The sequence below is a fragment of the Enterobacter soli ATCC BAA-2102 genome, from assembly GCF_001654845.1.
GTDB classification, from domain to species: domain Bacteria; phylum Pseudomonadota; class Gammaproteobacteria; order Enterobacterales; family Enterobacteriaceae; genus Enterobacter; species Enterobacter soli.
On sequence record NZ_LXES01000048.1, the window covers coordinates 1 to 12,169 of the forward strand.

Genomic DNA, 12,169 nt, shown 5'->3' on the forward strand with positions numbered 1-12,169 from the left:
CTTCCACCGTGCTTAACTGACAAGCATTAGCCAAAAGGCCCGTTTTTTTTCGCAAGCCGGGTCACCCGGCAAGCAAACTTACTGTTTCGCGCCTTCAACCGCTTCGCGAGCCAGTTTAGTGATGCGATCCCAGTCACCCGCTTCCAGCGCATCCGCCGGAACCAGCCATGAACCGCCGATGCACAGCACGCTTTTCAGCGCCAGGTAGTCACGGTAGTTCGCTGGAGAAATACCGCCAGTCGGGCAGAAACGAACCTGAGAGAATGGGCCAGCAATCGCCTGCAACGCTTTGGTGCCACCGTTCGCTTCAGCCGGGAAGAATTTGAACTCTTTCAGACCGTAGTCCATACCCAGCATCAGTTCAGAAACGGTGCTGATACCCGGGATCAACGGAATGGTGCCTTCGGTTGCGGCTTTCAGCAGTGGCTCAGTCAGGCCAGGGCTGATTGCGAACTGCGCACCAGCTTCAGTCACGTCAGCCAGCTGTTGTGGGTTCAGAACTGTGCCCGCACCAATAATCGCTTCCGGTACTTCTTTGGCGATCGCGCGGATCGCGTCCATTGCACAGGCAGTACGCAGGGTCACTTCCAGCACGCGCACACCGCCAGCAACCAGCGCTTTTGCCATAGGTACGGCGTGTTCCAGCTTATTCACCACGATTACCGGCACTACAGGGCCAGTTTTCAGGATTGCTTCTGCACTTGTTTTCCAGTTTTTCATCAGAGTTTCTCTCGCCAGATCGATAATTCAATTCGTCTTAAAACGTAATACAGGTCGCACCCTGTTCCGCGCCGGAGAGTTTCTCGCGCAGCGCGCTGAACATTTCGCGTCCGGTTCCCACGCGCGATGCGCTCAGGTCAGGAATATGCGGTTCACGGGCAGCCAGTTCAGCTTCATCCACCAGCAGGGTTAACTCGCCTGTCTGGCCATTGACGCGAATCATATCGCCGTCACGGACTTTCGCCAGCAGCCCACCATCGTACGCTTCGGGCGTCACGTGGATTGCAGAAGGCACTTTACCTGATGCACCAGAGAGGCGTCCATCGGTAACCAACGCAATTTTGAAACGGCGGTCCAATAATACACCAAGTGGTGGCATAAGTTTATGTAATTCTGGCATCCCGTTCGCTTTTGGCCCCTGATGACGCACGACCACTACGCAATCCTTGTCGAGAAGACCGGCATCGAAGGCAGGTAAAACATCGTGCTGGCTTTCAAATACCACAGCCGGAGCTTCGATAATCTGGTTCTCTTCCGGTACGGCAGAGGTTTTCATGACCGCACGCCCCAGATTACCGCTCAGCACTTTTGTGCCGCCATGACGGGAGAACGGGGTATCGAAGGTCGCGATAACCTGTGCGTCCAGGGAGGCAGTCGCCCCATCACGCCAGTCCAGCGCGCCATTGTTCAGCCACGGCTCCATGGTGTAACGCTGCAAGCCAAAACCGGCCACCGTATTCACATCTTCATGCAGCAAGCCGCCTTTGAGCAGTTCACGCATCAGCACCGGTACGCCACCGGCCGCCTGGAAGTGGTTAATGTCTGCCGGGCCATTCGGGTACAGACGCGCCATCAGCGGGACAACGGCAGAGATGTCAGAGAAATCATCCCAGTTAATCAGAATGCCTGCCGCACGGGCCATCGCTACCAGGTGCATGGTGTGGTTGGTAGAACCGCCGGTTGCCAACAGAGCAACAATCCCGTTGACGATCACTTTTTCATCCACCATTTTGCCCATCGGCATCCACTCGTTGCCGTTTCCGGTAAGGCGAGTAACCTGGCGGGCAGCGGCTTCGGTCAGTGCCTGACGCAGCGGCGCATCCGGCTGAATGAAGGACGAACCAGGAAGCTGCATCCCCATAAATTCCACCACCATCTGGTTGGTGTTTGCCGTACCGTAGAAGGTACAGGTACCCGGTGCATGGTAGGAGGCGGCTTCCGCTTCCAGCAGCGCCTGGCGATCCGCTTTGCCTTCAGCATACAGCTGGCGGATACGCACTTTTTCTTTGTTTGGCAGGCCACTTGCCATTGGGCCTGATGGCACAAAAATCGCAGGCAGATGACCAAATGAGAGCGCCGCCATCACCAGGCCCGGGACAATTTTGTCGCACACGCCCAGATAAAGCGCACCATCGAACATATTGTGCGATAGCCCCACCGCCGCAGACATGGCAATCACTTCACGGCTCAGCAGGGACAACTCCATCCCATCCTGGCCCTGGGTCACGCCGTCACACATGGCCGGTACACCACCCGCAACCTGCCCCACCGCATTAACGCTGTGCAGCGCTTGACGAATGATATTCGGGTAGACCTCATACGGCTGGTGCGCCGAGAGCATATCGTTGTAGGAGGTAATGATGGCGATATTGTTACGCAACATGCTTTTCAGCGAGTCTTTGTCACCCGGCTGGCAGGCAGCAAAGCCGTGGGCCAGATTACCGCAAGCCAGTTGTGAACGATGTACGGTGTCGCTTTTGGCCTGTTCAATACGGGCGAGGTAGGCAGAACGCGTCTCTTTTGAGCGCTCGATAATGCGTTGTGTTACGCGTAACAATGTCGGATTCATAAAAGCTCCTCTAATTTATCTGTCCGGGCTCGGGAGTTTACAAAGTCTCTGGCAGTTGTTAACAACGCTGAAACGCTTGGTGTCCGGAGCTCAGGGGCAAAATCGCTTCCGGCAGTGTAATAAAAAAAGCTCCGCGGGGAAATCCACGCGGAGCTTAAAAGATTAAAAATTGTGCCACTAACTGTGTTAGATCATGTTACCGGTAAAATAACACCTTCGGGCTAGAGGATTATCCTACTCAAACTCGTTCCAGGAGCGGCCATCACGGGTGATCATCGCCACAGAGGCGACAGGTCCCCAGGTGCCCGCCTGATACGGTTTTGGCGCGTCCTGATCGGCAGCCCAGGCTTCGGTAATGGAATCGACCCATTTCCACGCCTCTTCCACTTCATCACGACGTACAAACAGCGCCTGAATACCACGCATGGTTTCCAGCAGCAGACGCTCGTAAGCATCCGCCAGGTGCGTTTCGTTGAAGGTTTCGGAGTAGCTCAGATCTAACTTGGTGGTTTGCAGGTTGTGTTTGTGATCCAGGCCTGGCACTTTGTTCAGGATCTGGATATCCACACCTTCGTCCGGTTGCAGACGGATGGTCAGCTTGTTCTGCGGCAGCTCCTGCCAGGACTCTTTGAACAGGTTCAGCTCAGGGTTTTTAAAGTACACCACCACTTCAGAGCATTTGGCTGGCAGACGTTTACCGGTGCGCAGGTAGAATGGAACACCCGCCCAGCGCCAGTCATCGATATCCACGCGGATCGCCACGAAGGTCTCGGTGTTGCTGGCCTTGTTCGCGCCCTCTTCTTCCAGATAGCCCGGCACTTTTTTGCCCTGGGCAAAGCCTGCGGTGTACTGGCCGCGAACGGTTTTCTCACGCACATTTGAACGGTCAATGCGGCGCAGAGACTTCAGCACTTTCACTTTAGCATCGCGGATGCTGTCAGCCGTCAGGTCAGACGGAGGCGACATGGCGATCATGCACAGAATTTGCAGCAGGTGGTTCTGGATCATGTCGCGCATCTGGCCGGCCTGGTCAAAGTAACCCCAGCGCCCTTCGATGCCCACCTCTTCGGCCACGGTAATTTCCACGTGATCGATAGTACGATTGTCCCAGTTGTTCACAAACAGGGAGTTCGCAAAACGCAGTGCCAGCAGGTTCAGTACCGTCTCTTTACCGAGATAGTGGTCGATACGGTAAACCTGACACTCTTCAAAGAACTCACCCACCTGATCGTTGATTTCACGGGAGGTCGCAAGGGATGTCCCCAGCGGTTTTTCCATCACCACGCGTGCAGGCTTAGCGTTCAGTTTTGCTTCGCCCAGACCTTTGCAGATGGCACCGAAGGTGCTTGGCGGCATCGCGAAATAGTTGATGGTGACGCGGTTTTTCTGATCCAGCATCTTGCCCAGGCGGGAAAACGCGCTAACGTCGTTCACGTCCAGGTTACAGAAATCGAGGCGTCCGCTCAGCGTATCCCACAAACTTTCATCGATTTTCTCTTTCATGAAAGTTTCGAGCGCTTCACGCACGACTTTGGTATAAGCGTCCTTGTCCCATTCGGCGCGCCCGACACCCAGGATACGGGTATCCGGATGAAGTTGGCCCGCTTTTTCCAGTTGATACAGGGAAGGCAGCAATTTCCGGCGTGCAAGATCGCCTTTCGCGCCGAAAATGACCAGGTCACATGCCTGGGCTGTTTGCGTTACCGCCATGTCATTCTCCTCAGTTGGATAACCTGGTACTTCTGCCAGGTATCGTTGTAATTTTATTACAATGCACTGTACTGCTTTTACGTCATTCCCGAAACCATTAGCGCTTAACGTCACGTGCGATACCGTGATTTTTCGCCCGTCAAGCGCCTGTGGCACGGCAAAAACGCTGGATCCGTTGAATCTTTGTACTGCCCGGTCACTGCAAAACCCGACAGCGATCAAGTAATGAAAAAAAACAACAACATTTCTTGTCGTACATTACCCTTTAAGGAAGCCCGAGGGGTAATATCGACTCAATCGAATCATGATTTCATCAATCAATGAAATCGTTTCCACCCATGAGCGCCTGGTTAACGATGAACATGCTGGAAAAAATCCAGTTTCAACTGGAACACCTTAGCAAATCCGAGCGAAAAGTGGCTGAAGTTATTCTCGCCTCCCCCGCTCAGGCGATTCATTCAAGCATCGCCGCTCTGGCACAGGAATCGGGCGTTAGCGAACCGACGGTTAACCGGTTCTGTCGAAGCCTTGAAACGCGTGGCTTCCCCGATTTTAAACTGCATCTGGCACAAAGTCTGGCAAACGGTACGCCGTATGTTAATCGCAATGTGGATGAAGACGACAGCGTTGATGCCTATACCGCGAAAATATTTGAATCCGCGATGGCAACGCTCGATCATGTCCGTCAGTCGCTGGATATGACGTCTGTTAATCGCGCGGTCGATTTACTGACCCAGGCGAAGAAGATAGCCTTCTTCGGTCTGGGCTCGTCCGCCGCGGTTGCTCACGATGCCATGAACAAATTCTTCCGCTTCAATGTCCCGGTTATTTATTCCGATGACATTGTGTTGCAACGCATGAGCTGTATGAATTGTAGCGAAGATGATGTGGTGGTTCTTATCTCGCATACCGGACGCACCAAAAGCCAGGTAGAACTTGCCCAACTGGCGCGAGATAATGATGCTATGGTGATAGCGCTTACAACCGCAGGCACGCCGCTGGCACGAGAAGCGACACTCGCCATCACTCTGGATGTGCCGGAAGACACCGACATGTATATGCCAATGGTGTCACGTCTTGCGCAACTCACCGTGATTGACGTACTGGCGACCGGTTTTACCTTACGTCGTGGGGCAAAATTCAGAGATAACTTGAAGCGGGTCAAGGAAGCGCTCAAGGAATCGCGTTTTGATAAAGAATTGCTCATAAAGAGCGATGTTCCCTAATAGTTAATAATGATGTTTTAACGATTTACGGCACTCGGTCAGTTCACTGTTGCCTTGCAGCAGCCAGAACGCCGATTCAATGTTCACGCAACACCAAAATTGTTTCAGTCAACGGAGTATTACATGTCCAGAAGGCTTCGCAGAACCAAGATCGTAACCACCTTAGGCCCGGCTACCGATCGCGATAATAACCTCGAGAAAATTATCGCCGCAGGCGCCAACGTGGTACGTATGAACTTCTCTCACGGTACGCCAGAAGACCATAAACTGCGTGCAGATAAAGTGCGTGAGATCGCGGCTAAACTGGGCCGCCATGTTGCTATCCTCGGTGACCTGCAAGGGCCAAAAATCCGTGTATCAACATTCAAAGAAGGCAAAGTTTTCCTCAATGTTGGCGATAAGTTCCTGCTGGATGCCAACCTGAGCAAAGGTGAAGGCGATAAAGAGAAAGTGGGCATCGACTATAAAGGTCTGCCTGCTGACGTGGTACCTGGCGACATTCTGCTGCTCGACGATGGCCGTGTTCAGCTGAAAGTGCTGGAAGTTCAGGGCATGAAAGTGTTCACCGAAGTGACCGTGGGCGGCCCGCTGTCCAACAACAAAGGGATTAACAAACTCGGTGGCGGCCTCTCTGCTGAAGCGCTGACCGATAAAGACAAAGCCGACATTGTTACTGCCGCGCAGATTGGTGTGGATTACCTGGCAGTTTCCTTCCCTCGCTGTGGTGAAGACCTGAACTACGCTCGCCGTCTGGCGCGTGATGCAGGCTGCGATGCGAAAATCGTTGCTAAAGTTGAGCGCGCAGAAGCCGTTTGCGATCAGGATGCTATGGATGACGTTATCCTGGCCTCCGACGTGGTGATGGTTGCCCGTGGCGACCTGGGCGTTGAAATCGGCGACCCGGAACTGGTCGGTATCCAGAAAGCGCTGATCCGCCGTGCACGTCAGCTGAACCGCGCCGTGATCACTGCGACCCAGATGATGGAGTCAATGATCACCAACCCAATGCCAACCCGTGCAGAAGTCATGGACGTGGCAAACGCCGTGCTGGATGGTACCGATGCGGTCATGTTGTCTGCTGAAACCGCAGCAGGCCAGTACCCGGCTGAAACCGTTGCTGCCATGGCGCGCGTGTGCCTGGGCGCTGAGAAAATCCCAAGCATCAACGTTTCTAAACACCGTCTGGACGTGCAGTTCGACAACGTAGAAGAAGCCATTGCGATGTCCGCAATGTACGCGGCAAACCACCTGAAAGGTGTTACCGCCATCATCACCATGACCGAATCTGGCCGTACCGCACTGATGACGTCCCGTATCAGCTCTGGGCTGCCAATCTTTGCTATGTCCCGTCATGAGCGCACCCTGAACCTGACTGCGCTGTATCGTGGTGTGACGCCGGTTTACTTCGACAGCACCAGCGATGGCGTTGCCGCAGCGAACGATGCCGTTAACCTGCTGCGCGACAAAGGCTACCTGGTGTCCGGCGATATCGTGATCGTGACTCAGGGTGACGTGATGAGCACCGTGGGTTCAACCAACACCACCCGTGTTATGACCGTCGAATAATCCCAGTGTTATTAAAAAGCCCCCTCCTTACGGAGGGGGCTTTTTTTATTTCTTCGGGAAAAGCTCTTTGCGTTTATAGGGCTCTTTTTCGCCCGGCTTACGCGTTTTAAGCAGCTTAAGTATCCACGTGTACTGTTCCGTATGTGGCCCCACCAGCAACTCAACTTCTTCATTCATCCGACGCGCAATGGTGTGATCGTCTGCCTTCAGCAGGTCATCCATTGGCGGGCGCACCTCAATGCTCAGGCGGTGCGTGTTGCCGTCATAAACAGGGAACAGCGGAATAACGCGGGCGCGACAGACTTTCATCAGACGGCCAATCGCCGGCAGCGTAGCTTTGTAAGTGGCAAAGAAATCGACAAACTCGCTGTGCTCAGGCCCGTGGTCCTGATCTGGCAGATAGTATCCCCAGTAGCCCTGACGCACAGACTGAATAAAAGGTTTGATACCGTCGTTGCGCGCGTGCAGGCGGCCACCAAAACGGCGGCGGACGGTGTTCCACACATAATCAAAGATCTTATTCCCCTGATTATGGAACATGGCAGCCATCTTCTGCCCTTGCGATGCCATAAGCATGGCCGGGATATCAACGCCCCAGCCGTGAGGAACGAGGAAGATCACCTTCTCGTCATTGCGGCGCATCTCTTCAATGATTTCCAGCCCTTTCCAGTCAACACGGCTGAGCAGCTTCTCCGGCCCACGCAGAGCCAGTTCTGCCATCATCGCCATTGCCTGCGGTGCCGTGGTGTACATCGCATCAATGATGGCTTCGCGCTCGGCGTCGCTTTTCTCAGGGAAGCAATAGTAGAGGTTAATTTGCGCGCGCCGACGAGCGCTTTTACCCATCCGCCCGGCAAGGCGACCTATCTTGCCGAGAATAGGATCGCGGACAGAGGCCGGCAGCAGTGCGATACCGGCAAACGCATAGACACCCAGCCAGGCGCCCCAGTTGGACGGATGGCGAAACGACGGCTCAAACTCAGGAATGTACTCAATGTTATTTTTTTTTGTTTCCATGCTGATTCCAGGGAAGGTGACGCGAAATAAAGAACAATGCGGATAGTGTAGCGAGGCTGGCGCTTACGCACAAAAGAAAAAGCCGGCGCGCGAAGGCACCGGCTTTAAGATACACAAGCTTAGTCAAAACGCAGTTGCGGCATCACCTCTTTCACCTGCGCCAGATAATCGGTACGATCTTTACCGGTCAGGCCTTCGGTGCGCGGCAGTTTCGCCGTCAGCGGATTCACCGCCTGCTGGTTGATCCACACTTCATAGTGCAGATGCGGCCCGGTTGAACGCCCGGTGTTACCGGAAAGCGCGATACGATCGCCACGTTTCACCTTCTGCCCCGGCTGAACCAGCAGCTTACGCAGGTGCATGTAACGAGTGGTGTAGGTACGACCATGGCGTACGGCAACATAGTAACCTGCGGCACCACTGCGTTTCGCCATCACCACCTCACCATCACCTACCGCCAGCACAGGCGTTCCCTGCGGCATGGCGAAGTCAACACCACGGTGCGGCGCAACGCGGCCGGTCACCGGATTCAGACGGCGCGGGTTAAAGTTAGAGGAGACACGGAACTGCTTCGCGGTCGGGAATCGCAGGAAGCCTTTCGCCAGACCCGTACCGTTACGGTCATAGAACTTGCCGTCTTCAGCGCGGATGGCGTAGTAATCTTTACCATCAGAACGCAGACGCACGCCCACCAGCTGGCTTTGCTCGCGCTTTCCATCCAGCATCTCGCGGGACATCAGCACCGAGAACTCATCGCCTTTTTTCAGCTTACGGAAGTCCATCTGCCACTGCATCGCCTTGATCACCGAGCTGATTTCCGCGCTGGTCAGGCCCGCATCACGCGCGCTGCCGACGAAACTCGCCCCTACTGTGCCTTTCAGCACGCTGTTAACCCAGTCGCCCTGCTGCATTTCACTGCTCATTTTGAAACCGTTTGCAGTGCGATCGTAAGTACGGGTTTCACGGCGAGAAACTTCCCATGTCAGGCGTTTTAAATCGCCTTCTGCGGTTAGGGTCCAGGAGAGTTGTTGGCCGATTTTGAGGTTACGTAAGTCTTTATCGACGGCGGCGAGCTGGCTGATATCCCCCAGTTCAATGCCGTACTGGTTCAGTACGCTGCTGAGCGTGTCTCCGGTGGATACCACGTATTCGTGGTTACCCGCTTCGGTATCGGTTTTGTCGTCCAGTTCATCCTGAGGAATCGCTTCGTCTTCCTGAGCCGCCTGATCGATAGGCTCGCTGGCCTCAGGCAACAGAGAACGGATTTCGCTCTTCTCAAGCTCAATGGTTTTGATGACGGGCGCAGAACTCGGATGGTAAACATAGGGCCGCCATACGGCGACCGCCAGAGTGAGAACTGTAAGCGACCCCAGCATAACGCGATGGGGCCGGGGCAGATTGTTAAATGCCAGGGCGACAGAGCGGGCTATCTGTTGCACGTATTCACTTCCTCGTTAATCTCCTTTCAGGCAGCTCGCATACTGGTTCGCCAGTTGGCTGAGGAACTGCGAATAGCTCGCTTTGCTCAACTGGATATTCGTTCCTAGCGGGTCAAGGGTTCCCATGCGCACGGATGTTCCCCTGGCCACGGCTTCTACGACCGCTGGCCTGAACTGTGGCTCAGCAAAAACGCATGTCGCTTTCTGCTCAACCAACTGTGTTCTGATTTCATGTAAACGCTGCGCACCAGGCTGAATTTCGGGGTTGACGGTAAAGTGCCCGAGCGGGGTCAAACCGTAGTGTTTTTCGTAGTAGCCATAAGCGTCATGGAAAACGAAATACCCTTTGCCTTTCAGCGGTGCGAGCTCGTTACCCACCTGTTTATCGGTTGCGGCTAAACTTGCCTCAAAATCCTTCAGGTTGGCGTCTAATTTGGCTCGACTTTGCGGCATAAGTTCCACTAATTTGTCATGGATTGCAACCGCCGAAAGCCGCGCTATCTCTGGCGAGAGCCAAAGATGCATGTTGTACTCGCCGTGATGGTGATGGTCGTCACCTTTTTCACCTTCAGCGTGGTTGTGCTCACTTTCGTGCTCGTCGTCGTCAGCCCCTTTCATGAGTAACGGTTTCACGCCTGCAAGGTCCGCAATGGTGACCTGTTTTTGCGCCGGAACCTGCTGGGCAGACTTCTGCATGAACGCTTCCATCTCCGGGCCAATCCAGACGACTAAGTCCGCGTTTTGTAAGCGTTTTACATCAGACGGTCGCAGGGAATAATCATGCTCAGAAGCACCGTCAGGGAGCAAAACCTGGGTCTCTGTTACGCCATCTGCAATAGCAGAGGCGATGAAGCCAAGGGGTTTAAGCGAAGCGACAACGGCAGCGTTAACATCTTGTGCTGTTGTACCCCAAAGGGCAGCGGATAATGCTGCGAAAAGAAGCGTATTTTTATGTAACATAATGCGACTATTCATCGTAATAAGTTCGGGGAATGTGATATTATAACATTCGATGACTTCTGCAAGCTTAAATTGACATGACGACTTTGGTTTCTCTCGAAAATATTTCGGTGTCATTCGGTCAGCGCCGCGTCCTTTCTGATGTTTCGCTGGAACTGAAACCCGGTAAAATACTGACACTGCTCGGCCCTAATGGTGCCGGGAAATCCACCCTGGTGCGCGTGGTTCTGGGTCTGGTAGCACCCGATGGAGGTGTTATCAAACGTGATACCAGACTGCGTATTGGCTATGTGCCACAAAAATTACACCTGGACGCCACCCTGCCACTGACGGTGAGCCGTTTCCTGCGGCTGCGTCCGGGCACGCGTAAAGACGATATCCTTCCGGCGCTGAAACGCGTGCAGGCCGGACATCTGATCGACGCTCCATTGCAGAAGCTCTCTGGCGGTGAAACGCAGCGTGTTCTGCTGGCTCGCGCATTACTGAGCAGCCCGCAACTGCTGGTCCTCGATGAACCGACTCAGGGTGTTGACGTGAATGGCCAGGTTGCGCTGTACGATTTGATTGATCAGCTTCGCCATGAGCTTGACTGCGCAGTGCTGATGGTTTCTCACGACCTGCATCTGGTGATGGCAAAAACCGACGAAGTGCTGTGTCTGAACCACCACATCTGCTGCTCCGGCACGCCGGAAGTGGTGTCGATGCACCCTGAATTTATCTCTATGTTTGGCCCTCGTGGAGCCGAACAGCTTGGCATCTATCGCCACCACCACAATCATCGCCATGATTTGCAGGGACGGATTGTACTGCGTCGGGGAAATGGACACTCATGATTGAACTGTTACTGCCCGGCTGGCTGGCCGGGATTATGCTTGCCTGCGCCGCAGGGCCGCTGGGATCTTTTGTTGTGTGGCGCAGGATGTCCTATTTCGGCGATACGCTGGCACACGCCTCTCTGCTTGGCGTAGCCTTTGGTCTGCTGCTGAATGTAAACCCGTTTTATGCGGTGATCTTGGTAACGCTGATGCTGGCCGCCGGTCTGGTGTGGCTGGAAAAGCGCCCTCACCTCGCCATTGATACGCTGCTCGGCATTATGGCGCACAGCGCGTTGTCACTGGGTCTGGTCGTCGTAAGCCTGATGTCGAATATTCGCGTTGACCTGATGGCCTACCTGTTTGGGGATCTGCTGGCCGTGACGCCGGAGGACCTGATCTCTATCGCCATAGGAGTGGTGGTAGTACTGGCGATTCTGTTATGGCAGTGGCGCAACCTGCTGGCGATGACCGTTAGCCCGGATCTGGCATTCGTCGATGGCGTTAAGCTTCAGCGCGTGAAGCTTCTTCTGATGCTGGTGACTGCCCTGACCATTGGTGTGGCGATGAAGTTCGTCGGGGCGTTGATTATTACGTCCCTGCTGATCATCCCGGCAGCAACCGCCCGTCGTTTTGCCCGTACGCCAGAGCAAATGGCCGGCGTGGCCGTTATTGTAGGGATGATTGCGGTAACAGGTGGGTTGACCTTCTCGGCGTTCTACGACACGCCTGCGGGGCCGTCAGTGGTGCTGTGCGCGGCTGTGCTGTTTATCCTCAGTATGACGAAGAAAGCCGCGAATTGATGTGTTGCCCGGTGGCGCTTCGCTTACCGGGCCTACAATAGATAACGCCCTCTCCCGCCAGAAGAGG

General features: G+C 54.5%; 10 protein-coding genes. 4 read left to right on the forward strand and 6 right to left on the reverse strand.

Translation table 11 applies throughout. The features are described 5' to 3' along the window. Positions 1–78: 78 nt before the first annotated feature. The 3 genes from kdgA to zwf form a co-directional block, all read right to left on the reverse strand. On the reverse strand, positions 79–720 hold the full coding sequence (gene kdgA / locus M987_RS18770; RefSeq protein ID WP_014070680.1) for a bifunctional 4-hydroxy-2-oxoglutarate aldolase/2-dehydro-3-deoxy-phosphogluconate aldolase: 642 nt from the start codon (positions 718–720) through the stop codon (positions 79–81). Positions 721–757: 37 nt separating this feature from the next. Then, on the reverse strand, positions 758–2,569 hold the full coding sequence (gene edd, locus M987_RS18775) for a phosphogluconate dehydratase (protein WP_014070681.1): 1,812 nt from the start codon (positions 2,567–2,569) through the stop codon (positions 758–760). 234 nt (positions 2,570–2,803) lie between these two features. After that, on the reverse strand, positions 2,804–4,279 hold the full coding sequence (zwf, locus tag M987_RS18780) for a glucose-6-phosphate dehydrogenase (protein WP_014070682.1): 1,476 nt from the start codon (positions 4,277–4,279) through the stop codon (positions 2,804–2,806). 356 nt (positions 4,280–4,635) lie between these two features. On the opposite strand from zwf, the gene M987_RS18785 reads away from it, so the two are divergent. Together M987_RS18785 and pyk are read left to right on the forward strand one after the other, a co-directional pair. Continuing rightward, complete coding sequence (locus M987_RS18785; RefSeq protein WP_041162241.1) at positions 4,636–5,505, forward strand: MurR/RpiR family transcriptional regulator; 870 nt, start codon at positions 4,636–4,638, stop codon at positions 5,503–5,505. A gap of 123 nt (positions 5,506–5,628) precedes the next feature. Next, positions 5,629–7,071 (forward strand): pyruvate kinase, encoded by a 1,443-nt coding sequence (gene pyk / locus M987_RS18790; RefSeq protein WP_014070684.1) that lies wholly within the window; start codon positions 5,629–5,631, stop codon positions 7,069–7,071. A gap of 45 nt (positions 7,072–7,116) precedes the next feature. Here pyk and lpxM read toward each other — a convergent pair whose 3' ends face one another. The 3 genes from lpxM to znuA form a co-directional block, all read right to left on the reverse strand. After that, positions 7,117–8,088: a lauroyl-Kdo(2)-lipid IV(A) myristoyltransferase gene (gene lpxM / locus M987_RS18795; RefSeq protein WP_064555890.1), complete on the reverse strand. Its 972-nt coding sequence runs from the start codon at positions 8,086–8,088 to the stop codon at positions 7,117–7,119. A 119-nt stretch (positions 8,089–8,207) separates the two neighbouring features. Further along, positions 8,208–9,527 carry a murein DD-endopeptidase MepM gene (gene mepM / locus M987_RS18800; protein WP_014070686.1) on the reverse strand — a complete coding sequence of 440 codons (1,320 nt, stop codon included), beginning with the start codon at positions 9,525–9,527 and terminating at the stop codon, positions 8,208–8,210. A 15-nt stretch (positions 9,528–9,542) separates the two neighbouring features. Then, the gene (gene znuA, locus M987_RS18805; protein ID WP_041162081.1) at positions 9,543–10,487 is read right to left on the reverse strand and encodes a zinc ABC transporter substrate-binding protein ZnuA; all 945 of its coding nucleotides are present in this window, start codon (positions 10,485–10,487) and stop codon (positions 9,543–9,545) included. A gap of 77 nt (positions 10,488–10,564) precedes the next feature. On the opposite strand from znuA, the gene znuC reads away from it, so the two are divergent. Further along, positions 10,565–11,320 (forward strand): zinc ABC transporter ATP-binding protein ZnuC, encoded by a 756-nt coding sequence (znuC, locus tag M987_RS18810; protein ID WP_014070688.1) that lies wholly within the window; start codon positions 10,565–10,567, stop codon positions 11,318–11,320. Next, the gene (gene znuB / locus M987_RS18815; RefSeq protein ID WP_014070689.1) at positions 11,317–12,102 is read left to right on the forward strand and encodes a zinc ABC transporter permease subunit ZnuB; all 786 of its coding nucleotides are present in this window, start codon (positions 11,317–11,319) and stop codon (positions 12,100–12,102) included. Before znuC ends, znuB begins: the two co-directional genes overlap by 4 nt. The last annotated feature ends 67 nt before the right edge of the window (positions 12,103–12,169 follow it).

Excerpts from the sequence above, each read along its gene's own strand:
- kdgA (WP_014070680.1), bottom strand. The coding sequence starts at position 720 with ATGAAAAACTGGAAAACAAGTGCAGAAGCAATCCTGAAAACTGGCCCT.
- edd (WP_014070681.1), bottom strand. The coding sequence starts at position 2,569 with ATGAATCCGACATTGTTACGCGTAACACAACGCATTATCGAGCGCTCA.
- zwf (WP_014070682.1), bottom strand. The coding sequence starts at position 4,279 with ATGGCGGTAACGCAAACAGCCCAGGCATGTGACCTGGTCATTTTCGGC.
- M987_RS18785 (WP_041162241.1), top strand. The coding sequence starts at position 4,636 with ATGAACATGCTGGAAAAAATCCAGTTTCAACTGGAACACCTTAGCAAA.
- pyk (WP_014070684.1), top strand. The coding sequence starts at position 5,629 with ATGTCCAGAAGGCTTCGCAGAACCAAGATCGTAACCACCTTAGGCCCG.
- lpxM (WP_064555890.1), bottom strand. The coding sequence starts at position 8,088 with ATGGAAACAAAAAAAAATAACATTGAGTACATTCCTGAGTTTGAGCCG.
- znuA (WP_041162081.1), bottom strand. The coding sequence starts at position 10,487 with ATGTTACATAAAAATACGCTTCTTTTCGCAGCATTATCCGCTGCCCTT.
- znuC (WP_014070688.1), top strand. The coding sequence starts at position 10,565 with ATGACGACTTTGGTTTCTCTCGAAAATATTTCGGTGTCATTCGGTCAG.
- znuB (WP_014070689.1), top strand. The coding sequence starts at position 11,317 with ATGATTGAACTGTTACTGCCCGGCTGGCTGGCCGGGATTATGCTTGCC.